Source organism: Mycetohabitans sp. B3 (genome assembly GCF_021498065.1).
In the GTDB taxonomy this organism is placed as follows: domain Bacteria; phylum Pseudomonadota; class Gammaproteobacteria; order Burkholderiales; family Burkholderiaceae; genus Mycetohabitans.
Map to the genome: position 1 here is coordinate 143,084 of NZ_JAHLKN010000039.1, position 20,639 is coordinate 163,722.

21 protein-coding genes and 2 pseudogenes are annotated in these 20,639 nt (G+C 64.7%); 7 read left to right on the plus strand and 16 right to left on the minus strand.

Annotation, left to right across the window (positions count from 1 at the left end; translation table 11 throughout):
• Positions 1-59: 59 nt before the first annotated feature.
• The 3 genes from lipA to KQH55_RS12965 all read right to left on the minus strand — a co-directional run bounded on the left by lipA (position 60) and on the right by KQH55_RS12965 (position 2,235).
• Positions 60-1,073 carry a lipoyl synthase gene (lipA, locus tag KQH55_RS12955; protein ID WP_076797289.1) on the minus strand — a complete coding sequence of 338 codons (1,014 nt, stop codon included), beginning with the start codon at positions 1,071-1,073 and terminating at the stop codon, positions 60-62.
• 34 nt (positions 1,074-1,107) lie between these two features.
• Positions 1,108-1,806, minus strand: coding sequence for a lipoyl(octanoyl) transferase LipB (gene lipB, locus KQH55_RS12960; RefSeq protein ID WP_235091468.1), 699 nt, complete (start codon positions 1,804-1,806; stop codon positions 1,108-1,110).
• Positions 1,807-1,908: 102 nt separating this feature from the next.
• Complete coding sequence (locus KQH55_RS12965) at positions 1,909-2,235, minus strand: DUF2917 domain-containing protein (RefSeq protein ID WP_076797291.1); 327 nt, start codon at positions 2,233-2,235, stop codon at positions 1,909-1,911.
• Positions 2,236-2,392: 157 nt separating this feature from the next.
• Between KQH55_RS12965 and KQH55_RS12970 the strand changes: the two genes are divergently transcribed.
• Complete coding sequence (locus KQH55_RS12970; RefSeq protein WP_235091291.1) at positions 2,393-3,334, plus strand: transcriptional regulator GcvA; 942 nt, start codon at positions 2,393-2,395, stop codon at positions 3,332-3,334.
• A gap of 135 nt (positions 3,335-3,469) precedes the next feature.
• Here the strand turns inward: KQH55_RS12970 and KQH55_RS12975 are convergent, their stop codons facing one another.
• From KQH55_RS12975 to KQH55_RS13010, 8 genes are all read right to left on the minus strand, one after another.
• Positions 3,470-3,739, minus strand: a complete 270-nt coding sequence (locus KQH55_RS12975) for a DUF493 family protein (protein ID WP_076786000.1) — start codon at positions 3,737-3,739, stop codon at positions 3,470-3,472.
• Positions 3,740-3,828: 89 nt separating this feature from the next.
• Positions 3,829-5,037: a D-alanyl-D-alanine carboxypeptidase family protein gene (locus tag KQH55_RS12980; protein ID WP_235091293.1), complete on the minus strand. Its 1,209-nt coding sequence runs from the start codon at positions 5,035-5,037 to the stop codon at positions 3,829-3,831.
• Between the two features lie 178 nt (positions 5,038-5,215).
• On the minus strand, positions 5,216-5,860 hold the full coding sequence (locus KQH55_RS12985; RefSeq protein ID WP_076785998.1) for an alpha/beta hydrolase: 645 nt from the start codon (positions 5,858-5,860) through the stop codon (positions 5,216-5,218).
• Between the two features lie 4 nt (positions 5,861-5,864).
• Complete coding sequence (locus KQH55_RS12990; protein ID WP_076785997.1) at positions 5,865-6,200, minus strand: ferredoxin; 336 nt, start codon at positions 6,198-6,200, stop codon at positions 5,865-5,867.
• Between the two features lie 73 nt (positions 6,201-6,273).
• On the minus strand, positions 6,274-6,930 hold the full coding sequence (locus KQH55_RS12995) for an ABC-type transport auxiliary lipoprotein family protein (protein ID WP_076796425.1): 657 nt from the start codon (positions 6,928-6,930) through the stop codon (positions 6,274-6,276).
• A gap of 53 nt (positions 6,931-6,983) precedes the next feature.
• A complete protein-coding gene (locus KQH55_RS13000; protein ID WP_076797292.1) occupies positions 6,984-7,943 on the minus strand; it encodes an MlaD family protein in 960 nt (319 codons plus the stop codon).
• Between the two features lies 1 nt (position 7,944).
• Entirely contained in the window at positions 7,945-8,901 is a 957-nt protein-coding gene (locus KQH55_RS13005; RefSeq protein WP_076785995.1) for an ABC transporter ATP-binding protein, read from the minus strand.
• A gap of 7 nt (positions 8,902-8,908) precedes the next feature.
• Entirely contained in the window at positions 8,909-10,072 is a 1,164-nt protein-coding gene (locus tag KQH55_RS13010; RefSeq protein ID WP_076796428.1) for an ABC transporter permease, read from the minus strand.
• 73 nt (positions 10,073-10,145) lie between these two features.
• Between KQH55_RS13010 and KQH55_RS13015 the strand changes: the two are divergent.
• The 3 genes and pseudogenes from KQH55_RS13015 to KQH55_RS13025 form a co-directional block, all read left to right on the plus strand.
• Positions 10,146-11,060 (plus strand): annotated as a pseudogene (locus tag KQH55_RS13015) (biotin--[acetyl-CoA-carboxylase] ligase); the annotation flags it as partial.
• A 234-nt stretch (positions 11,061-11,294) separates the two neighbouring features.
• Positions 11,295-12,152, plus strand: a complete 858-nt coding sequence (locus tag KQH55_RS13020) for a type III pantothenate kinase (protein ID WP_076785993.1) — start codon at positions 11,295-11,297, stop codon at positions 12,150-12,152.
• Positions 12,153-12,192: 40 nt separating this feature from the next.
• Entirely contained in the window at positions 12,193-12,462 is a 270-nt protein-coding gene (locus KQH55_RS13025) for a hypothetical protein (RefSeq protein WP_235091298.1), read from the plus strand.
• Here KQH55_RS13025 and rfaE2 read toward each other — a convergent pair whose 3' ends face one another.
• The 5 genes from rfaE2 to KQH55_RS13050 all read right to left on the minus strand — a co-directional run bounded on the left by rfaE2 (position 12,463) and on the right by KQH55_RS13050 (position 17,753).
• On the minus strand, positions 12,463-12,942 hold the full coding sequence (gene rfaE2, locus KQH55_RS13030) for a D-glycero-beta-D-manno-heptose 1-phosphate adenylyltransferase (RefSeq protein WP_235091305.1): 480 nt from the start codon (positions 12,940-12,942) through the stop codon (positions 12,463-12,465).
• A gap of 4 nt (positions 12,943-12,946) precedes the next feature.
• On the minus strand, positions 12,947-13,825 hold the full coding sequence (locus KQH55_RS13035; RefSeq protein WP_076785990.1) for a ferritin: 879 nt from the start codon (positions 13,823-13,825) through the stop codon (positions 12,947-12,949).
• A 242-nt stretch (positions 13,826-14,067) separates the two neighbouring features.
• Positions 14,068-15,078, minus strand: coding sequence for a MerR family transcriptional regulator (locus KQH55_RS13040; protein WP_235091307.1), 1,011 nt, complete (start codon positions 15,076-15,078; stop codon positions 14,068-14,070).
• 310 nt (positions 15,079-15,388) lie between these two features.
• The gene (locus KQH55_RS13045) at positions 15,389-16,870 is read right to left on the minus strand and encodes a PhaM family polyhydroxyalkanoate granule multifunctional regulatory protein (RefSeq protein WP_235091309.1); all 1,482 of its coding nucleotides are present in this window, start codon (positions 16,868-16,870) and stop codon (positions 15,389-15,391) included.
• 46 nt (positions 16,871-16,916) lie between these two features.
• Entirely contained in the window at positions 16,917-17,753 is an 837-nt protein-coding gene (locus tag KQH55_RS13050) for an enoyl-CoA hydratase/isomerase family protein (RefSeq protein WP_076785988.1), read from the minus strand.
• A gap of 61 nt (positions 17,754-17,814) precedes the next feature.
• Here KQH55_RS13050 and KQH55_RS13055 point away from each other — a divergent pair.
• The 3 genes and pseudogenes from KQH55_RS13055 (at position 17,815) to KQH55_RS13065 (ending at position 20,595) form a co-directional block, all read left to right on the plus strand.
• A pseudogene (locus tag KQH55_RS13055) lies at positions 17,815-18,525 on the plus strand (IclR family transcriptional regulator).
• 52 nt (positions 18,526-18,577) lie between these two features.
• Positions 18,578-20,116: a DUF3108 domain-containing protein gene (locus KQH55_RS13060; RefSeq protein ID WP_235091311.1), complete on the plus strand. Its 1,539-nt coding sequence runs from the start codon at positions 18,578-18,580 to the stop codon at positions 20,114-20,116.
• Positions 20,117-20,337: 221 nt separating this feature from the next.
• The gene (locus KQH55_RS13065; protein ID WP_076785985.1) at positions 20,338-20,595 is read left to right on the plus strand and encodes a DUF3567 domain-containing protein; all 258 of its coding nucleotides are present in this window, start codon (positions 20,338-20,340) and stop codon (positions 20,593-20,595) included.
• The last annotated feature ends 44 nt before the right edge of the window (positions 20,596-20,639 follow it).

Genomic DNA, 20,639 nt, shown 5'->3' on the forward strand with positions numbered 1-20,639 from the left:
GCCCCCTCTCTCGGTTCGCGACGACGCCCGCGCGTCACCCGGCGATGGCGCCCGCTGCTTCAGCCCGCGACGACACCCGCGCCCTGCGCCTGTACGTCCGCGTGATAGCTAGAGCGCACCATTGCGCCGACGGCCGCGTGCGTGAAACCCATCGCATAGGCTTCTCGCTCGTACATCTTGAAGGTGTCCGGATGCACGTAGGCGCGCACCGGCAGATGGTGCTCCGAGGGTTGCAGGTACTGGCCGATCGTCAGCATGTCGACATCGTGCGCCCGCAAGTCGCGCATGACCTGTAAGATCTCCTCCTCGGTTTCGCCGAGCCCGACCATCAACCCCGACTTGGTCGCGACGTCCGGATGCAGCGCCTTGAAGTCCTTCAACAGCTTCAATGAGTGTGCGTAGTCGGAACCTGGACGCGCTTCTTTGTATAGTCGTGGCACGGTTTCGAGATTGTGGTTCATCACGTCCGGCGGCGCTGCGTTGAGAATGGTCAGCGCGCGGTCCAACCGGCCTCGGAAGTCCGGCGTCAGGATCTCGACCCGGGTTTGCGGTGACAGCTCCCGCACCTGCCGGATACACTCAACAAAATGCCCGGCGCCGCCATCGCGCAAGTCGTCGCGGTCCACGCTGGTGATCACGACGTAGCGCAGCTTGAGCGCGGCGATGGTACGTGCCAGGTTCACCGGCTCGTCGACATCCAGCGGATCCGGTCGCCCATGCCCAACGTCGCAGAATGGGCAACGGCGCGTGCACTTGTCGCCCATGATCATGAACGTCGCCGTCCCCTTGCCGAAGCATTCGCCGATATTCGGGCAACTGGCTTCTTCGCAAACCGTGTGCAGGTTGTGCTCGCGCAGGATTTGTTTGATCTCATAAAAGCGGGAGTTGCCGGTCGCGGCCTTCACGCGGATCCAATCCGGCTTCTTCAGCTTGTCGATCGGCACGACCTTGATCGGGATCCGCGAAGTCTTAGCCTGAGCCTTCTGCTTCGCGCTCGGATCGTAGGTGGCGGAAGAAGCGTGCGCCGCAGATGCGGCGAGGGTGGCGAATGGGTCGGGAACAGCAGTCGTCATGTCGAAATCCAGTGCAGTGGCGGCCGCATCCTGCTCAGCCAACCACGGGGTTGCCCCTTTCGCGTGCTGCATCGGGCGATGCGGCGACGGCAACCGGCGGCAGGTTGCCGGTCAGCCGCTCGGCGAGTGTTCTTGCCACGTCGTGCCAGTGCGCCGACACGCCGAGCGAAGCCATGTCGATCGTTTCGAGACCGACGTAGCCACATGGGTTGATGTCGCGGAACGGCTGCAAATCCATCCGCACGTTAAGGCTCACGCCATGATACGAACAGCCATTGCGGATTTTCAGGCCAAGCGCTGCAATCTTCGCACCGGCATGGCGATGCGTAGATCCGGCGGCGACATAGATGCCTGGTGCGCCGATCCGGCGCTCACCGACTAGATTATACGCTGCCAGCGTGTCAATCACCGCCTGCTCGATGCGCGTCACCAGGTCACGAACCCATAGCCGGCGCCGCCGTAGGTCGACCAGCAGGTACGCGACGACTTGGCCCGGCCCGTGGTAGGTGATCTGCCCGCCGCGATCGACCTGGACCAGCGCGATACCGTTATGCGCGGCCAGCAGATGGGCCGGATCGCCGGCTTGGCCCAGCGTGTAGACCGGCGGGTGTTCAACCAGCCAGATTTCATCCGTAGTGAGCGGCGTGCGTGCGGCGGTGAACGCGCGCATCGCGTCGAAGCTCGCTTCGTAGGGCTCGAGGCCACGCCAGCACACGACGACATCGTTGGACATCGCCGCCAATGCGACAAGCTCGGTGTTAAATTCAAATGACGGCGCGGGCATGATCCCGTCAGTTTACCGAAAAGCGAGTCCGCCCGCCCGTACCCGCGACAATCAGACTAACAGCCATCCGGTATGCCAGCTGAACCGGCTGGCGGACAGCCGTCGCGACCACCATGACGCAACGCGTTGAGCATAGTGAGGGCGCAGAGCCACGGTCACCCGCGCCGTGCGCGTGCCTTCTGTGCCGAGCCACATCAACTCGCCAGGCCGCAGCGACAGCGATTCGCCTGAGGCCACCCAATAGTCGTGCTCGTCCGCGCTGCGGGTGATCCAAACGCGCTCGCCTTCGATGGTGAGCGCCACGCCCCGGCTCACGCGCAATGGCACGGTCTGCCCGGGTTGAACCTCGAACGTGATGCTTGAATAAAGGGGTTTCATCGTACGCTCCTGCCCACGCCCCGGATGCACCAGGATAACTAGAATCGTAGCGATGGCCAGCCCCGGCGCAAAGCGATGTTTTTTCGCCGGCTTGTGAGCATAATTAACAAGCACGGCCAGCGCCGCGACGCCCGCCACCTATCGAAGAGGAACCGCCATGGACCTGCGCCAATTGCCCAATCTAGGCACGTTGAAGGCTTTCGAAGCCGCAGCCCGGCTCGAGAGCTTTTCGCGCGCCGCGCAGGAACTGTTCGTGACGCACAGCGCGATCAGCCATCAGATCCGTGCGCTGGAGGCCGAACTCGGCATGCCGCTGTTCAAGCGTGATGGCAAGCGGGTCGCGTTGACCGACTGCGGGCGCCGCTATGCGGCCCAGGTGCGCGCCGCCCTGTTCGACATTGCCGCGGCCACCGATGCGGTTCGCGCCGGTGACCGACAACGCCGGCTCGTGATCAGCGTGCTGCCGCCGTTTGCCGCACGCTGGATGACGCCGCGGATCGGACGCTTTATCGAGCGGCACCCGGAAATCGACGTCGAGCTGCTGTCCACCAACGCGATCACGCACTTCAACCGGGACGATGTTGACGTTGCGCTGCGTTTTGGCGGCGGCAACTATCCGGGGTTGTTCGTCGAGCCGTTGCTCGACGAGGTGTTTTTCCCCGTATGCACGCCCGACTTCAACGGCGGCCGGCTGCCGAAAACGCCGGCCGACCTGTCCGGCCTGACGTTGCTGCGCAACGACGACGAGATGTGGGGTCCATGGTTTCAGGCGGCGGGTCTGAGCGGCTGGAGCGAGCCGCGGCGCGGGGTGCTATACCAGGACTCGTCGATGCTGCTGCAAGCCGCGCTGGAGGGACAGGGCATTGCGCTGGTGCGCCGCTCGCTGGCGATGCAAGAGGTGATCAACGGTCGGCTCGTGCGGCTATTCGACATAGACGGTCCCAGCCCGGGGACGTACTGGTTCGTCTGTCCAGCACCGCTGCTGGAGACACGCCGGGTCACGGTGTTACGCGAATGGCTGCGCGAGGAAGCCGGGCGCTTTCGCGCCCTGTACGCGCAATGCCCGAGCGGCGTACCCTTGTCCGCGGCCGCCGCGTAAGTGCTACATCAGCGCACATCGGCGCCACACAACGCGTTACGGGTGCAGCCGCGCGATGGCGGCACTAGCCACCGCGTTGCATCGCGACGGCGCGCCACGCACGACGATTATCCGCGCACGACGCTCGCCCAGTTGTCATAGCACGACCTTCACCATCGGGTGCCCGGTCAGCGCCCGGTAAAGGTCATCGAGTTGTGTACGGCTGGTCGCACGCACAGTCACCGTAAGGCCGACGTAGTTGCCGCCGTTGGACGGCCGACTCTGGACCCGGCTGTCGTCGAACTCGGCATCGAATTGCCGAATCACCTCAACGATGACTTGCTGGAACTGCGGGTGCGCCTTGCCCATCACCTTGATCGGGAAGTCGCACGGAAACTGCAGCAGTGATTCGCTGGATGAGTTCATGACAGTGTTCCTTCAATCCTCGGTTTCATGCATACGACGCACCCGCGCGGGGCGCGCCGGCCTCGGCGGCCGATCGCCTAATCCTCGGCTTACTTCTTGGCCAGCGTCAGCAGCGCCGAATCCCACAAGCGCCCGAAGATGCCGGCCTGCGGCACGGCTTGCAGCGCCACGGCCGGGAACTGCGTCAGTACCTTGCCATCGGCGACGACCTTCACCGTGCCCACCACCTGCCCGTCGGCGATCGGGCCGACCAGCGGACCATGGCGCTCGAGCACCGGCTTGATCTTGTCGCTCACCCCCCTCGGAACCGTGATGTACTGGTCGCTTTTGACGCCGACCGGCACCGCGTCCTGCTGGCCCTTGTACACGCGCGGCGAATCGATGACCTGATTGGCCTTGTACAGGCGCAGCGTGTCATACGCCGCGTAGCCGTAGTTCAGCATCTTCAGGCTGTCCTGCGTGCGATCGTGCTCCTTAGGCTCGCCCATCATCACGCTCACCAGCCGGCGCGACGCGTCCGGCACCCCCGGCAGCGGCCGTTTCGCGCTGGCGATCAGGCAAAAGCCGGCCGCCTTCGTATGGCCGGTCTTAACCCCGTCCACGGTCGGGTCGATCCACAGCAGACGGTTGCGGTTCGGCTGCTTGATCTTGTTGTACGTGAAATCCTTGACTGCAAAGATCGGATAATACTCAGGATAGTCTCGAATCAGGTGCGCTGACAGTACGGCCAGGTCGGCCGCGCTCGTATAGTGCTGGGGATTTGGCATGCCATTTACGTCGGCGTAATGCGTGTTCTTCATGCCCAGCTTCTGCGCCGCCTCGTTCATCATCTGCACGAAGTGCGCTTCGCTGCCGCCAACCAGTTCAGCCAACGCGATCGCCGCGTCGTTGCCCGACTGCACGATCATCCCGTACACCAGGTCGTGCACGGTCACTGGCTTGTTCGCCTCGATGAACATGCGCGACTCGTCCGCGCGCACGCGACGCACCGCCTCGCTCGGGATCACGGTCTGGTCCATCGAGATCTTCTTGGTCTTCAACGCATCGAACACCAAGTACGCGGTCATCAACTTGGTCAACGAAGCGGGCTCGACCCGCTCGTCGGCATTGGCCGACGCAAGCGTCTGCGCGCTGCTGGCATCGACGAGCACCCACGAGCGCGCATTGACAGCCGGAGGCGGCACTTGCGCGAGCGCGTCGGCGGGAACAATCAGAGCGGAAGCGGCGAGTGCGGCAGGCAGCACGCACGCGAGCGTTGCCGCGCGGGCGACAACGGTCGGGACAAAGGTCAAACGCATAGCAATCGAATCGACGTTAAACGGGGGAGTTCGGGAAGCGGCCCGCTACGGCGGCCCGCGGCGCAAGCCGATTGGACTGGCGAACGAACCAAGCGTTCGTGTCCACGCGGCGAACCAACACCGGCTCGGCACGGGTGATGCGCCCCCCGCCTGTGCAGCGGCAGCGACGCGGCACCCATTATACGCGCCAGCGCTCGGCAATCACTCGCTTCAGGATGTGCAGCTTGCGGTGGAAAAAATGCTCGGCACCCGGGATCACCACGACCGGCAGTTCCTGTGGCCGCGCCCAATCGTACACTGACGCAATCGACACCGTATCGTCGAGTTCGCCGTGAATCACGATGGTGTCGGACGGCACGTCAGCGACCTGCCAACGGCTCGCCGCGGTCCCAACGAATACCATGCGCTCGATCGCGTCACCGCGTTCGCGCAGTCGCTGCGCCACGTGTGACAGCACGAATGTGCCGAACGAGAAACCCGCCAGTACCAGCGGCACACCGGCCAGCCCCGGCAGCATGCGCGCGTGATCGATCACTGCAATCAGGTCATCCTGCTCGCCGCGCCCGTCATCATGCTCGCCTTCGGTGGCACCGACACCGCGGAAGTTCGGTCGCACCGCCACGTAGCCGAGTTGCACCAACGTGCGCGCCAGTGTCTGCGCGACCTTGTTGTCTAACGAGCCGCCGAACAGCGGATGCGGATGTGCAACCAACGCCAGCCCACGTGGCTCGCCCCCCGCGTCGCCACGATCCGGACGATCGATCGCGATCTCGATCTTGCCGACCGGACCATCGATCCGATACTTCTGCGTTTGCGCGTTCATCCGGTCACACTCCGCCGCGCGGCGCGTCGATCAACAGGCGCTCGACGATCCGGCCGCCGACCAGATGCGAATCGATAATCTCGTCAATATCCGCTTCATCAACATAGGTGTACCACGTCGCATCGGGGTACACGACCAGCACAGGACCAAGCTCGCACCGATCCAGGCACCCGGCCTTGTTGATGCGCACCTTGCCCTCACCGGCAAGGCCCAACGCCTTGATACGCCGTTTCGCGTATTCCTGCATCGCTTGCGAACCGCAGTTTGCGCAACTCGGGCGCTCGCCCGGATCGCGCTGGTTCAAGCAGAAGAAAACATGGTGCTGATAAAAAGAAGTCATTGGAAAGCGGTCCCGCCATCGGCATTGAGTCAATTATAACGACGGGGCAACCGGCACGCCGTGCCCCCGTCGCTCAGCGCGCGAGCGCCGGCTGACTGGCCAGCCAGTCAACTAGTTGCGACAGCGCAACGTCGCTGGCCTGCGCGAGGGCGCGCACACCGCCGATCGCATCGGCGGACGGCGCCGGCGCATCAGCGCGGAACGTCGCCTGCATGAACTGTCCGCCCCGCCGCAGCAACGTCGCACGCAACGCGACAACGCCACGGCTCGCGCCGGGCTTGTCGAAGATCTGCTCGAAGTCCAGCAACTCGACCCTCAACACCGGTGCCGACACCGGGTCGCCGGGCGAAACCACCACGCCGCGTGCGCCGAGCAGTGCGCGCAAACGTTGCGTCAGCAACTGTGTCGGCGTCGCGGTCCAGCGGTTCGACGTGTAAGTGCGCAGCTGCTGCGCGTGCGCATAGGCGAGCCGGTAGACGATGCCGTCCGAATCCAAGCCCGCCGGCGCGCCCATGTCAACCAGCTTAAACGGACCGAACGCCGGCGACGCGGCGCCAGCGCGAGATGCCGCCCCGTTCGGGCTCATGGGACCGGGGTACACCGCCATGGCCGGCGCGCCGAGATCGTAGCGATGGGCCACCGGCGACGCGCGGTGTCCGGCCGTGCCGCATCCGCCGAACGTGAACGCGCCCAGCAACACCGCAAGCGAACTAATAATACGTAATGACATCGATGATCCTTGTCGAATGGACGCCCACCGTGCAGTGCGGCAACGTGCGCGCGTTAGTGCGGGGAGCCGGACGACCACGAGAAACCCGGCTCGCCGGGCCCGGGCTCGGGCGATGGTGCACCGAACAGTAGTGCGCGCGGATTCGCGTTGATCGCGCCTGCCGCGCTGTTGACCGACCGCATGGCCTGCCTGACGTCGTCGGCCAGCGAATTCACGCGGGGCAACGTCTCGTAGCCGACTCGCGCGGTCAGCTCCTGCATCGATGTATTAAGCTGCGCCAATGCCACACCCGCCTGCTCGGCCGCCTGGCCCACCCGATTCAGATTGGCCGCAACGGGTCCATTAGGGTTGGACAGGCTGGTCGCCAGCATGTTGACCGAACCCATCGTCCGGTTCAGCTCGTCGATCGTACCCGGCAGCTTGCGTGTCACCGGCTCCAGGTGCTGCGTGAGCGCAGCCACACCGCTGGCCGCATCCTGGATACTGCGCGCGGTGGCCAAGTATTGCCGACGGTTCGGTTCGTCGGTCATTTGCTGCAGGTTGACCGCAATCTTCTCCATTTGATTGAGTAAGGCCACGCCATGCCGCTGCAGATCGTCGACCAAGCCAGGCCGCATCGGAATCTGCGCGACGTTCTCGTTGGACGAGCTCAGGGGGTGCGGATCGTCGCCGGTATCATCCAGCTGGATAAAGCCTAACCCAGTCACGCCCTGAAAGCCGAGCGACGCGAAGCTCGAGTTGGTCAACGGCACGCGCTTGTCCACGAGGATGCGGATCACGATCCGGCCGGGGCGGTGCGTGTCGAAGTGAATGTTCTGCACCTTGCCGACCGCCAGTCCGCGATAGCGTACCGCCGCGTCGGCGCGCAGGCCGGTTACATTCGTCGTGGCGACCAAGTCATACGGAACGCGCTCGGTGCGATCCATGCTGAACCACGCGATCGTCAACACGATCGCCGCCAGCAGCACGATCGTAAACAGCCCGGCCCAGAATGCATGTGACTTGTTTTCCATCTCAGCTTCCCTCCACGCCAACGCCCGGTCGACGATGCTCGCCGCGATGCCCACGCCGGGCGGCATGCTCGACTTCGAGCAATGCGTCGTCGGGTATCGGCTCGAGCGCGTCCGCCGGCAGCTTGGCACGGCGCGACGCTGGCAGCGCCTGCAGTGCACGACGGCCGCGCATGCCCAAAAAATACTCGCGGATGAACGGGTGGTCGACGCCGGCAACTTGCTCGAGCGGCGCCGCGACGATCACCTTGCGATCGGCCAGCACCGCCACACGCGTGGACAACGACACCATCGTGTCCAGGTCGTGCGTGACCATCACCACCGTCAGGCCGAGCGCGCGATGCAGCGTCGCAATCAACTCGACGAACTCCTCTGAGGCCTGGGGATCCAGGCCGGCAGTCGGTTCGTCCAGGAACAGCAGTTCCGGCTCCAACGCTAACGCGCGTGCCATGCCCACGCGCTTGACCATCCCGCCGGACAGCGTGGCCGGCATCTTGGTTGCGTGCCGGCCCGAGAGCCCGACCATTTCGAGCTTCAGCATGACGATATCCGACAACAGCGCCGGCGGGATCTTGCCCAGTTCGCGCAATGGCTGTGCGATGTTGTCGAAAACCGTCATCGCGGAAAACAGCGCGCCATGCTGAAACAACATGCCCGAACGGCTGCGTAGCAATCGGGCCGCGTGCTCGCTCATCGTCGCGGTATCCTCGCCGAAGATGCGGATCGTGCCCGAACTTGGCGCCTCGAGCCCGAGAATCTGCCGGATCAGCGTCGTCTTGCCGGAGCCGGAACCACCGACCAGCGATACGATCTCGCCGCGCCGCACCTCCAGGTCCAGGTGCTCGTGGATTACCGTACGGCCATAGCGCTTGGTCAGGTCGGTCACCTCGATAACAGGCTCGGCCACCGGCGGCGCGCCGTGTGCGAGGGCCATCGAGGTCAGCGCGTGCGGTCGGATCATGCACGCCTCACGACAACCCGATCCGTTGGAACATGATTGCGAACACCGCGTCGGCCAGGATCACGACCGTGATCGAAGACACGACCGACGTGGTCGTTCCCTCGCCCAGGCTTTGCGAATTGGGCTTGATGCGCAAGCCGAAGTGGCAACCGACCAGCGCGATCAGCATGCCGAACGCCACGCCCTTGCCCAGGCCGATGTACAAATTCGCCACCGGCACCACGTTCGGCAACGAACGGATGAAGAAGCTCATGTCGATATTGAGCACCAGTTGCGCGGCCAGCATCCCGCCGGTCAGCGCGATCGCGTCGGTCCACATCACGAGCAACGGCATCGCGACACCCAGCGCGATCACCCGCGGAAAAATCAGCCGTAGCCCATGCGAGATCCCCATCACGCGCATTGCGTCCAACTCCTCGGTCACGCGCATCACGCCCAGCTGAGCGGTGATCGCCGAGCCGGAGCGGCCGGCCACGAGAATCGCCGCCAGCACCGGGCCAAGCTCCCGAATAATCGACAGCCCAAGGATGTTGACAATGTAAGCGTTCGCGCCGAACAACCTCAGTTGCTGTGCGGACAAATACGACAGTACGATGCCGATCAGAAATGCAACCAGCGCGGTGATCGGCAGTGCTTGCGCACCGGCCGCGTAGACGTTTGCGGAGATCTCGCGCCACGGGATGCGGCGCGGGTCACGCAGCAGCCTGCCGCCATCCATCACCAGGCCACCGAGCAGTGTGATGCCGTCGCGCAGGTGCCCGGCAAAATCGAACATAGCGAGCCCGAGCCGTGTGATCGGATCGATTGCCGCCGCCGGCTCGGCCGGTTCACGCGTTGCCTCAAGCAGCGTGATCCGGTTGAAGATCTCGCGCTGCGTACTGGTCAAGCTGATGCCGGGCGGCAAGCGCCGTCCCCAAATCTGCCACAGCGCCTGTGCGCCGACATGATCCAGCCTCTGGATTGGCGACAGGTCCCACAGCGTATCGGCCCGGGCCGCCGCGTCGCGCATCGTGCGCAGCTTGGCTGCGATGCCGCCGCGCCGTTGATCCAGCGCCAGCGAGAGCGCGGTCCATTGGCCACCTAGGCGAATCGCCGTACCTGACGGCACGGACCGGTCCTGGCTCGGTTTTACGGCATCGATAGTGAGCAGCGGCGGCGTCTCGAAATCCAAAGCGGGCACGGCAAAGGGTCAACGTAGCGTCATTGTATCGAAAGGCGCAGCACAGCCTCGCTACAATAGCAAGATGTCCAATCCTTCTTCCCTCCAAGATCCGCCCGGCATCCCGGGTGAGACCACCGCCAGCGGCGATCCGCGGCCGGCGGCCCGCCACATCGAACGCGAGCGACTCCTCGAGCTGCTCGACCCATGGCCTTCGCGCTGGGCAATCGAGGTAGTCTACGAGACCGGCTCGACCAACGCGGATCTCGCCGCACGGCTGAAAAAAGCACGCGGCGTGCCGTTCGAGCCAAGCGTGCGCGTTGCCTATTCGCAGACGGCGGGACGAGGGCGGCGCGGCCGGCCGTGGTTGGCCACCCCGGGCAATGCGCTGCTGTTCTCGCTCGGCTACTTGATGCCGCGCGCGCCAGCCCGGCTCGCCGGGCTGAGCCTGGCGCTCGGTGCAATGATCGTGGACGGGCTGCGTACTCTGCCGCTGGATGACAGCGGGAGGCTCTCCCTCAAGTGGCCAAACGACATCCTGTTGGACGGCGCAAAGCTAGCCGGCGTGCTCGTGGAAACCGTATGGAGTACGCGCGACGCCACCGCGCTGGTAGTCGGCGTGGGCCTGAACATCAATGGCGCCAACGAGTTGGAGCAGCAGATTGCGTCGTTGCACGAAACGCTTCGCGCCACGCTGCCGACCATGCCTGGTGCACTATCCCGCGCGTGGCCGCATGCTGCGCTCACCCCCGTGCTCGGCGCAGTGCTCAATGCGCTGGCAGTCGGACTGGAGCGCTTCGGCCGGCATGGCTTCGAGCCGTTCCGTGACGCCTGGATCGCCGAGCATGCGTATGCAGGCCAGGAAGTCGTCGTCTTGGAGCAAGGCGACGAGATGGCACGCGGCACCGCATACGGCGTTGACGAACAAGGACAATTGCTGATACGCACGCCACAAGCAATCCGGGCAATCGCCACAGGCGACGTGTCGCTGCGGCTTGCCGCAAGCATCGATGCGCCGGCGCAGCCGGCGCCCGGTTCGTCTACTTGCGGTGCGGGCACGGGCGCACTGCCAACGGCTGCCGTATCCACCGCAGGACTGCGTCCGTCCGGATTGCCCCCCGGCGGCGTGCCCGCGTCCGACGCGCCCGCCCCCGCGCTCCCGGGCGCTGGCAAACCGCCCGCTACCGGATGCGCGCGTGAACAACAGCCGCACAACGACGACGCGTAAGCCGCCATGATCGATTCTGACCTTGCCGGCACGACCGGCCACCGCCTAGTGATCGACGCGGGCAATAGCCGCACCAAATGGGCGCTGGTGCATGCCGATGGCAGTCTGCGGCAACTCGGCGCGTTCTCGCACGAAAACCCGCTAGACGACGCGCAGGGCGACGTCGCCGCACGCGCGGCGGAACTGCAGTGGGACGACTTGCCGACACCAGCCGATATCTGGATCTCCAACGTTGCGGGCCAGCACGTCGCCGCGCGCCTGTCGACGATGCTCGATGCGCGCTGGCCAGGCATCGCACGCACGACCATCGTATCGCGCCGCTCGCAGTGCGGGGTGACAAACGGATATGGCGAGCCGGCACAACTGGGCACCGATCGCTGGGCCGGCATGATCGGGGCACGTGCGGCCTACCCGCGTGAGCATCTGCTGATCGTCACGCTCGGCACCGCGACAACGATCGAAGCGCTGCGCGCTGACGGCATCTTTGTCGGCGGTTTGATTGCACCGGGATGGTCATTGATGATGCGCTCGCTCGGCGAGCATACCGCGCAGTTGCCGACGCTGACGCCGGCGGGCGCACGCTCCGCGCTGGCCGGCAAGCCGGGCCTGACGTTCGGCGCCGACACGCCCGCGTCGCTGTGCGCCGGATGTGCGCTCGCACAAACCGGCTTGATCGAGCATGCTTACTTGACATGGCGTGCTGAACTCGGCGGCGCGTCGGTACGCATGGTGCTTGGCGGCGGCGCCGCCGACGCGTTGGCGCCAGCGCTGACTGTGCCGCACACGCGGCACGATCATTTGATACTGTCTGGGCTCGCGCTGATTGCGCAGGACGAGGTGACGGCGCACAGGCACGGCGCCTGACGCAGCGGCCCCTCTAGAGAAGAAGCACGGAGAATCGCAGATGCTGCGCTGGTTGATTGCAGGATTGCTAGTGGCGAACGTACTCGGATTCGTGACGCTCAGTGGCGCGTTTGGCCCGGCTCCGGCGGCCGGTCCCAGGGAGCCGTTTCGCCGGAGCAGCCAAGTACGTCCGGATGCACTGCGCGCCCAGCCGCTCGACCCGGCACAGCCGCAACCGCAGCCACAGCCACAGCCACAGCCACAGCCACAGCCGGTGATCGGCGGGCCGGGCCAGGATTCGGGGATGGCCGCGTACGCGCTCAGCCCGTGATCAGCGGGAGCGTACGCGCTGCAACAGCTTCGTCGTCGAGCGGTCGTGCTCAAACGGAATCGCTAGTGCGCGGCCGCCCCAGCTGCGCACCCATGCCGATTCCGGCAACTTGTCCATGTCATAGTCGCCGCCCTTGACCAGAATGTCCGGGCGCAACGCGCGGATCAACTCGATCGGCGTCGGCTCGTCGAACATCACAACGTAATCAACGCTTTCCAGCGCGGCAAGCAACGCCATGCGGTCCGCTTCCGCATTGATCGGGCGATCGTCGCCCTTGCCGAGCTGCCGCACCGACGCATCGCTGTTGACGCCGACCACCAGGCACGCGCCCAACGCGCGGGCATCGTCTAGATACGTCACATGCCCTCGATGCAGGATATCGAACACACCATTGGTGAACACGACCGGCGCACCGAGCGAGGCTCGGCACCCGAGCAACGTTTGCCACTCGACGATCTTGCGCTCGAATGAAGCCGGCATGGGCCTACGCCGGCTGCGCTGTGCCGCTCACGTCGGTATCGCGCTGCAGTCGCGCCACCAACTCCTTGCGGTAACGGTTCAATTCCTGCGCCGTCGTGAACGTGCGCTCGAACAGCAGCGACAAATTGTGCAGGATCCGCTCGATCACCTTTTTTTCCCACGTGTCGTCGAATCGGATCTGTTCGTCCAGCCAGCGCTCAAGCCATTCCGGGTCGGGCAGTCGCGATTGCACGGTGTCCCGCGGAAACAACTGTCGGTTCACGTGCAGGTTCGTCGGGTGCAGCGGCTTCTCGGTACGCCGAGCCGACGCCATCAGCACGCCGATTTTCGCGAATGCGGCGCGCGCGGAGTCGCCGGCCGTGGCCAGTGCCTTCTTCATATACCGAAGGTAGGCGCCGCCATGCCGCGCCTCGTCGCGTGAAATCGTCTCGTAGATGTGCTTGATTACCGGCTCTGTATGCCACTCGGCCGCACGGCGGTACCAGTGGTTCAACCGGATCTCGCCGCAGAAATGCAGCATCAGCGTTTCCAGCGGCGGCGCCGGGTCGAACGGGAAGCGCACCGCGTGCAACTCCTGCTCGGTCGGCACGAACTCGGGGCGGAAGCGCCGCAGATACTCCATCAATACCAGCGCATGCTTTTGTTCCTCAAAGAACCAGACGCTCATAAACGCGCAGAAGTCGCTGTCGTTATGGTTATCGCGCAGGAACATCTCCGTCGCCGGCAACGCGGACCATTCGGTGATCGCGTTCATCTTAATTGTGTTCGCTTGTTCGTCAGTCAACATCGACCCATCGAACTTGTCCCACGGGATGTCCTTTTCCATATCCCAGCGAACCGATTCGAGCGAGCGGTAGAGTTCCGGATAAAGCATGGTGTTCATGGTGCCACCCTATCAACCTGAAAAGCGTAGACTGCGTTGCGCCCGTCATCGATATCGTGCGCCGCATGGTTCGACCCGGCAGACGGGCAAACGCAGGATTTTACGTGAGCGCGGCCCGCCCAGGTGCGGAAAAATGCCGCAGCGGGCGACGCCTTCCGAGAGAGAATCCGCGTTGCCACGCAGCGTCTGTTATCCATCGTGTTTGGCTGTTGCGCGGCGCCAATGTACGGCGTTCCAATTATTTATGATAGCACGCGGTGTTGACGCCACTGCGCGACTGCACTATCGATGTGCGTCATCGACACCAAGTGTTGGATCCCCTGTTGCGCGAGGCGGCGCGGGACGTTGCCGCCGCTGGTCCACAATTGCACTTGCGGCGGCAGCCGAGTCTGCAGCTCGCTGGCCGCGCGCGCCGCAGACTCGGCGTCGGGTGCGGCTGCCATCGATAACACGACCATGTCAACATCGCTAGCGCGCGCCGCGTCGGCGATCTCATCAATCGATACACCAGCACTCATCACCGTGCAACGGCAGCGGGAGAGCACAAACAAGACTTCCATCATCGCCAGTTGCACATCATGCGCCGCGCCCGGGACCGCTGCCAGTAACGCGCAGGGCCGGCCCCGTACGCCATCCGTGAGCAGCCGCACCGCACGTCGGAAAACGTCCTGCAGCACTTGTCCAAGTGCCGGCGCATGCGCGGCGCTCGGCGATCCGCCCGCCGACGCCTGGACTACCCGCGCGCCAAGCGGGATCGCGATTTCGTCGATGAAGCGCTCGATGCCCACGCGCACCAGGCGCCACATCAGTTCGTCGCGCAGCGCCGGCCAACGCTCGGTATCGATCAGTTCGAGCAGCGGCACCAAGTCCACGTGGGGTGACACCGGCGTGCTCTGGCGCACCATCGTACGCAAAACCGACTCAGAATGCAGCAACACGTTGCCCGGACGATGCCCGGCCTCCAGCAACTGCTTCACAAGCCGCAGCTTGCGGACCTGCTCGGCCGGATACAGGCGTTCGCCACCCGTGTTGCGCAGCGGCCGAGGAAAACCGTATCGGCGCTCCCAGACGCGCAACGTATCCTTCGTCAAACCAATTTCATGGGCAAGGGCACCAATGCCGACCGGCGATAGTGACGGCTCGGGCACGCCAGTATCGTCATTGTGCATCCGGCCACTCGCGCCGTCGCCATGCGCCGGCCCCCAATCTGCTGCCTCTGCCGTTTGCCCATCGGCGGAAATGTGCTTGGCCATAGGTGTCGTGAAGCTTCGCCAATGCGGCGCGCCCCTTATTGTTCAAACGTGGCCGCCAATCCTAACCCTAATTCACGCTTTTGGGGACAGAAGAAAGCGGTTTGTAACCGACAAATTCGCAGCTATACGCGGACAAATCCCGGACAATAGGGCAAGATGGGTTCGTTTGGTTCGCAGGTGCCGGCCACATCATGGGGTATGACGATGGCGGTCTACAGGTCGAGCAACACGCTGGCCACGGTCTGCTGGCCGATCTACGCAAGGGTCGGGCAGCCAGCGGCGCGGGAGCATCCGGCATCGATGTCCGGTGCTATTCGGCGGTCCGGCCGCGGCGCCCGCGCACGCTGGCCGCCGGCATTGTTCCCTTGGTGCGCCTGCGGGCCGCTGACGGCCTATTGTCCGCGTCGGCGCTACTGCCAGTCACGGCCTTATTGCCTGTCGTGGCCGTGCCACTCGTGGCGTTACCATGAGTGGCAGCGTTGCGAGCCGTTGGGACCTTGCGACCCGTCGCCGTCGCCAACTTGATGCGCGTCGCAGATTTATCCTTCGCAGCGGACCTGCCGTGCTTCGCCGAGCCACCGTGCTTCGCCGAGCCGCTGCGCCTCGCCGACTTGCCTGCCGCCACCGACGTGCCGCTTGAAGCCATCCCACTTTCCGCCATGGCGCCGCCCTGGGTCGCCGATCCGCTTGCAGCTGCTGCCGCGCGCTTGGACAGCGCGCGGACCTTTGTAGCGGATCGGCCCGCTCCCGCCGAAGCGCTCGGCGACGAACGCCCCAGCCCCTCGTCGACCCGCTGCCGCATCGCTTCCTTGATATCGTCGGCCGACACCGATGCACCGGGCATCGTATGCGGCGCAACCGCGAACCGGGCAATCTGCTCGAACTGCGTCTGCAGCAAGTTCCACCAGGCTGACACGTCGAGCGGCTCGCCAGCCCTGGACGCGGCCGCGCGCTCGCCGGCACCAGCCGCCGCGGCAGCGGCGGCGGCTTCACCCCGCGACGTATCCGGTGTACGGCGATCCGCTGGCGCGCCGTCCTGCGTATCGGGCCCCCGCTGTCCGGCAACCGGTTCGCCCGTCTGCGCCGCCCGTATCCCGTGCGCCGCCGGCGCGTCCCGTTGCGGCGATGCCTCGCCAGGGGCGGCCGGGTCCGCGTCGGCAGGTCTGGTGGCGCCGGCCGCGCCTTCCATCGCACCCTTTACCACATCGCTCGCGACATCGTAAAACGCCCTTGCGAACGCAAACGGATCCGCGGCCGCCGCTTGCTCTGGGGGATCGTCAGCCGCAGGCGCCGCATGCGAGCCGGTCCGCCGGGCATCATCCGCTCCATTTGCTTCGTTTGCTTGACCCGCTGCGGCCGGCGGCGACCATGGCTCACCGCGCGCATCGCCACTTATGCCGGACTCGCCCGACGGACGGCCTGCGCCAGACGCGCCGTCCGGCGCAGACGTCATCGGCGCCTGCACGAATGCGCCGAACGCGCGCAGCGTCGCAAGCGTCGAGCGTTGCACCTGCAGCGCCTGGATCATCGACTGCAGCATCGACAAGTTGAGCTTGAGCCACTGTTCGACCGCTTGAAGATCGATGATGCGCTTATCGAGCTCCTCGACGCTCATCAGCTGCGCGACGATATCCGGCCTGGGCCCGAGCGGTGACGACGTCGACCCGCCGCCGTCTGCAAAACTGTCCGGCATGCGCATCAGCTTGAGCAAGCTGTCGAACATCTGATAGCCGGCATTCGGCGAAAACTGCGGGAATGACGAAAATGGGTTATTGTCGCCTGACTCGCTCATTGATCCTGCCTCCCTCTGCCGCTCGGTCATAATGGGCATCGTCCAGTCAGAACGGCGCACCGTCTGGAAACCGTGGCGCGCGACGCTCGCGCAGCGAATGAATGCCTTCGTGCACGTCCTGCCCACCGAAGCCGAGGAATTCCAGCGCCAGCGATGTATCGAACGTCGGGCCGGCGCTGCGTAGCCAGTTGTTCAACGCGTACTTGGTCCAACGGATGGCGCTTTGCGAGCCGTTGGCCAATCGCTGCGCCAGCTCAAAGGACTTCGGCACCAGGTCGATATCGTCGACCGTCAGCGACACCAGGCCAATACGCTCGGCTTCGTCGCCGGACACCGGCTCGCACAGCAGCAGGTGATACTTGGCCTTGGCCATGCCACACAGCAGCGGCCAGACGATCGCCGCGTGATCGCCGGCGGCCACACCCAGCCGCGTATGTCCGTCGATAATGCGCGCGCTTTTCGCGGCGATTGAAATATCGGCGAGCAAGCCGGCCACCAGGCCAGCCCCCACCGCCGGACCGTGCATCGCTGAAACCACCGGCTTGCTGCAATTAACCAGGTTGTAGACGAGGTCACGCGCCTCGCGCCATACCCGCGCGCGCACCTGGAAGTCGTTGGCCATCTGCTCGACCAATGCCAGATTGCCGCCGCCGGAGAATCCCTTACCTTCGCCGCGGATGATCGCTACCCGTGTGTGCGGATCAGTGTCGATGTCGCGCCAGATATCCGCCAGTTCGCGATGCATCCGTTCATCGGCGGTGGCCAACGCGCTCTTGTTGGCCCCTTCACCACTCATGATCACTTCGAGAATCCCATGCTCGTGTCGGCGCAGCTTTAGCGCTTCGTAGCGGGCGTAGTGTAGGTCGTTCGGAAAATCGTTCATCGGCCTGTCCGGAAGCGGGCGGCACGCCCGATAGTCTGAACACTAGCAGACGCCCGCCACAATGGGAGAGGAAGTTGAAAACGAGCGCGGCGATATCGGCGAAGACAAGGTGCGCTCTGGCATTCAGTCGATCGAGGTCGGCTTTAAGCTGCTCGCGGTGTTGATCAACAAACCACATGCAATGATGCTGCGCGATTTGGCACAGCGCTACGAACTCGGCGACTTTACGCTGCAGATGGGCCTGGCGCGACTCGTGCGCGTGGACGGCATGAAGCTCGCGAATCGCATTGACCAGACTACGTGATCAGCTCGACCAGACGGTGGGCATCGCAGTTTGGGGCAATCAGGGCCGACTGTCGTACACTGGACGGAGTTGAGCCATCCAGCCAAAGCCTCGCTCAAGCTCGGCGATGTAATGCCATTGCTCAGTTCGGCCACTGAGCGACTGTTTGCTACCTACCTGCCGTGCAGCGGCGATAATCGAGCACGAACTGCGCGATGCACGCGCGTCGCAACTGCCCAATGCCCCGCGCACGCAGCGGATGCCAAAGCGCTATTTGCCACGGTTCGCAAACACGGTGCCGCACGGACGCAGGGCATGCTGCTGCCGCCGCTCTATGCGTTCTGCAGGCCAGTGTTCGATGCCACTGGAGCGCTCGCGCTTATCGCGGCCGGACAGGAAGGCACGTTTGATATCCGCTGGGGCGGCGAAATCGACGTGGCACTGCGCGACTGCGCGCAATGGCTGTCCTATGCAATGGCTATCCTATGAACTGGGGTACGATCGCGCATGCAACGCGTAGTGCCCGCCTGCTTGGAAATCCATGGCGGAATTGTCTTCGCACGCCGCATCGCGGCGGCCCAGCACGATCGTTGCCAGCCACTCATGCCGCCGGCATGCACGCGGGCCAGCCACGCGCTGGGTCGTCACCTTGGCGCTGGTATTGCTCGCCCATGCGCTAGCTGGCGTGTGGTTAGAACGCGTGCCTGGACTGAACCCCGCACTGATGCCGAGCGAGATCCCCATCCAGGTCGCCGTGCTGATACCGCGGCCGATCGACTCGGCGATGCAGCACGAGCGCGCCGCGTCGGTGACCGGTGATGCGCCACACGCGGCGCCTCTCTCGCCGTCCAGCGCGGCAGCCCTGCCGTCCAGCGATGTCTTGCAAGCGGTGGTACCACAGCCGAACACGTCCCGTGCTACGCGCGCCGACACCGCTGGCCTGCCGCCCACCCGGACACCGCGCGCGAAAGACAACACCGGGCCGGGCGCGCTGACCCCGCACACACCGGCTGACACGGCCGCACAGGCCTTTGCCGGCACACGCGGCCCGCTCGCCGGCGAATACGGCGCCAGCTGGCAACCGCAGCCGGCCACGCGCGACGCGGTGGCGAGCGGCGCGTCGCCGCTGGACGAGGCGTCGCGCGCAGCCGATACTTCGGCTACTTCGGCTACTTCTGGTACTTCGACCGCTTCGAGCACATCAGCCGCCTCAGCTCTGTCGCCGGCCTCCGCGCCGCTCACGCCCGGCGGCGAAAAATTCGCGCTGCCCCCGAGCGCAGATATCCGGTACGACACTTTCTACAATGGCGTGCAAAATCAGGCTGGCACGCTGCGTTGGACCACCAATGGCACACGTTACCAAATGGTCGTCTCGATGACGCTGCCGTTCGTAGGCACATACAGCTTCACCAGCGAGGGCCGCGTCGACGCATTCGGGCTCGCGCCACAACGCTACGTGGAACAGCGCGGGCGCCGAGGCACCGATACGACGCGCTTTGAGCGCGACACGCAGCCGGGACGCATCGCGTTCTCGCGTTCGCCTCAAATCGTGCCACTGTCCGACGGCGCGCAAGACCGCTTCAGCATGGTGATGCAATTAGCCAGCCTCGTGCGCGGTAACCCGTCGGCCTATACACCGGGCGTCGCACGTCAGTTTTTCGTCGCCGACAGCGACAGTGGCGAGACCTGGTCGATCGAGATGATTGGCACCGAATCGGTGCAGACTCGGCAAGGATTCGTTGATGCATTACATTTCATGCGCCTGCCACGCCGCAATGGCGACCGACGACGCATCGACGTATGGCTCTGCCCCATGCTCGATTACTTGCCGGTCAGGCTAGTGCAAACCGAGCCAAACGGCACGCAAGTCGAATTACTATGGCACGGCAAGCTGCCGGCGAACAGCGGGACAGGCCGGCCCATCCTATCCGAGGCGACCGGCATGTCCGAAGAAAAGACCGTCGCCCCGGCCGAGCCTGCTCAGAAGCGTCCGGCGCCCGCGACCGCCGATGCACCCACGTCTGTGCCGGGCATAGGCCATGCTGAATCATCGCCATGGCAAGCACCGGCGCAACCGTAGCGCGGATGCTTCGCTTGGCCGTTCAGTGCGTCGGCCTAGCGCTGGAATCCTTTTCCGCACCGGCGGTCGAATCGGTAGATTCGGAACGGCAGTCAGCTCAACAACATAACGTAATGTAATCGCAGGGAATACCCGTTCCGGGTCGGCCCCTTGAATTTCTGATTAACCTCTCCATCTACGGTGCAAACCGTGGCAGAGCAACAGAATTGAGGAGTGTCGCCATGCAAATGATCTACAACAGCCCGAACTACTGCGTTGTCGAATTTGCCCCCCAAGCTGAGCACGGCACCATGCTGTCCGGCGGATTCGAGATCGTCGACAAAAATGCGCAGCGCGAGATATTCATCGACGGCTCGATGGCGGCGCGCTTTCGCGAGCACGTGCAGCGCCTGATCCAAGCGCAACCGTCGCTGGAGGAAGTCGACGAATTCCTCGGGCAATTCGACAGCCTAATGAACCAGCCCGTCGTGCTGCACTGATCTTCGATCGCTGGCGGACTCCCCAAGCCCCCTACCGGATGTGA

Coding starts and splice junctions, on each gene's coding strand:
- lipA (WP_076797289.1), bottom strand. CDS start 1,073: ATGACGACTGCTGTTCCCGACCCATTCGCCACCCTCGCCGCATCTGCG.
- lipB (WP_235091468.1), bottom strand. CDS start 1,806: ATGTCCAACGATGTCGTCGTGTGCTGGCGTGGCCTCGAGCCCTACGAA.
- KQH55_RS12965 (WP_076797291.1), bottom strand. CDS start 2,235: ATGAAACCCCTTTATTCAAGCATCACGTTCGAGGTTCAACCCGGGCAG.
- KQH55_RS12970 (WP_235091291.1), top strand. CDS start 2,393: ATGGACCTGCGCCAATTGCCCAATCTAGGCACGTTGAAGGCTTTCGAA.
- KQH55_RS12975 (WP_076786000.1), bottom strand. CDS start 3,739: ATGAACTCATCCAGCGAATCACTGCTGCAGTTTCCGTGCGACTTCCCG.
- KQH55_RS12980 (WP_235091293.1), bottom strand. CDS start 5,037: ATGCGTTTGACCTTTGTCCCGACCGTTGTCGCCCGCGCGGCAACGCTC.
- KQH55_RS12985 (WP_076785998.1), bottom strand. CDS start 5,860: ATGAACGCGCAAACGCAGAAGTATCGGATCGATGGTCCGGTCGGCAAG.
- KQH55_RS12990 (WP_076785997.1), bottom strand. CDS start 6,200: ATGACTTCTTTTTATCAGCACCATGTTTTCTTCTGCTTGAACCAGCGC.
- KQH55_RS12995 (WP_076796425.1), bottom strand. CDS start 6,930: ATGTCATTACGTATTATTAGTTCGCTTGCGGTGTTGCTGGGCGCGTTC.
- KQH55_RS13000 (WP_076797292.1), bottom strand. CDS start 7,943: ATGGAAAACAAGTCACATGCATTCTGGGCCGGGCTGTTTACGATCGTG.
- KQH55_RS13005 (WP_076785995.1), bottom strand. CDS start 8,901: ATGATCCGACCGCACGCGCTGACCTCGATGGCCCTCGCACACGGCGCG.
- KQH55_RS13020 (WP_076785993.1), top strand. CDS start 11,295: ATGATCGATTCTGACCTTGCCGGCACGACCGGCCACCGCCTAGTGATC.
- KQH55_RS13025 (WP_235091298.1), top strand. CDS start 12,193: ATGCTGCGCTGGTTGATTGCAGGATTGCTAGTGGCGAACGTACTCGGA.
- rfaE2 (WP_235091305.1), bottom strand. CDS start 12,942: ATGCCGGCTTCATTCGAGCGCAAGATCGTCGAGTGGCAAACGTTGCTC.
- KQH55_RS13035 (WP_076785990.1), bottom strand. CDS start 13,825: ATGAACACCATGCTTTATCCGGAACTCTACCGCTCGCTCGAATCGGTT.
- KQH55_RS13040 (WP_235091307.1), bottom strand. CDS start 15,078: ATGGCCAAGCACATTTCCGCCGATGGGCAAACGGCAGAGGCAGCAGAT.
- KQH55_RS13045 (WP_235091309.1), bottom strand. CDS start 16,870: ATGAGCGAGTCAGGCGACAATAACCCATTTTCGTCATTCCCGCAGTTT.
- KQH55_RS13050 (WP_076785988.1), bottom strand. CDS start 17,753: ATGAACGATTTTCCGAACGACCTACACTACGCCCGCTACGAAGCGCTA.
- KQH55_RS13060 (WP_235091311.1), top strand. CDS start 18,578: ATGGCGGAATTGTCTTCGCACGCCGCATCGCGGCGGCCCAGCACGATC.
- KQH55_RS13065 (WP_076785985.1), top strand. CDS start 20,338: ATGCAAATGATCTACAACAGCCCGAACTACTGCGTTGTCGAATTTGCC.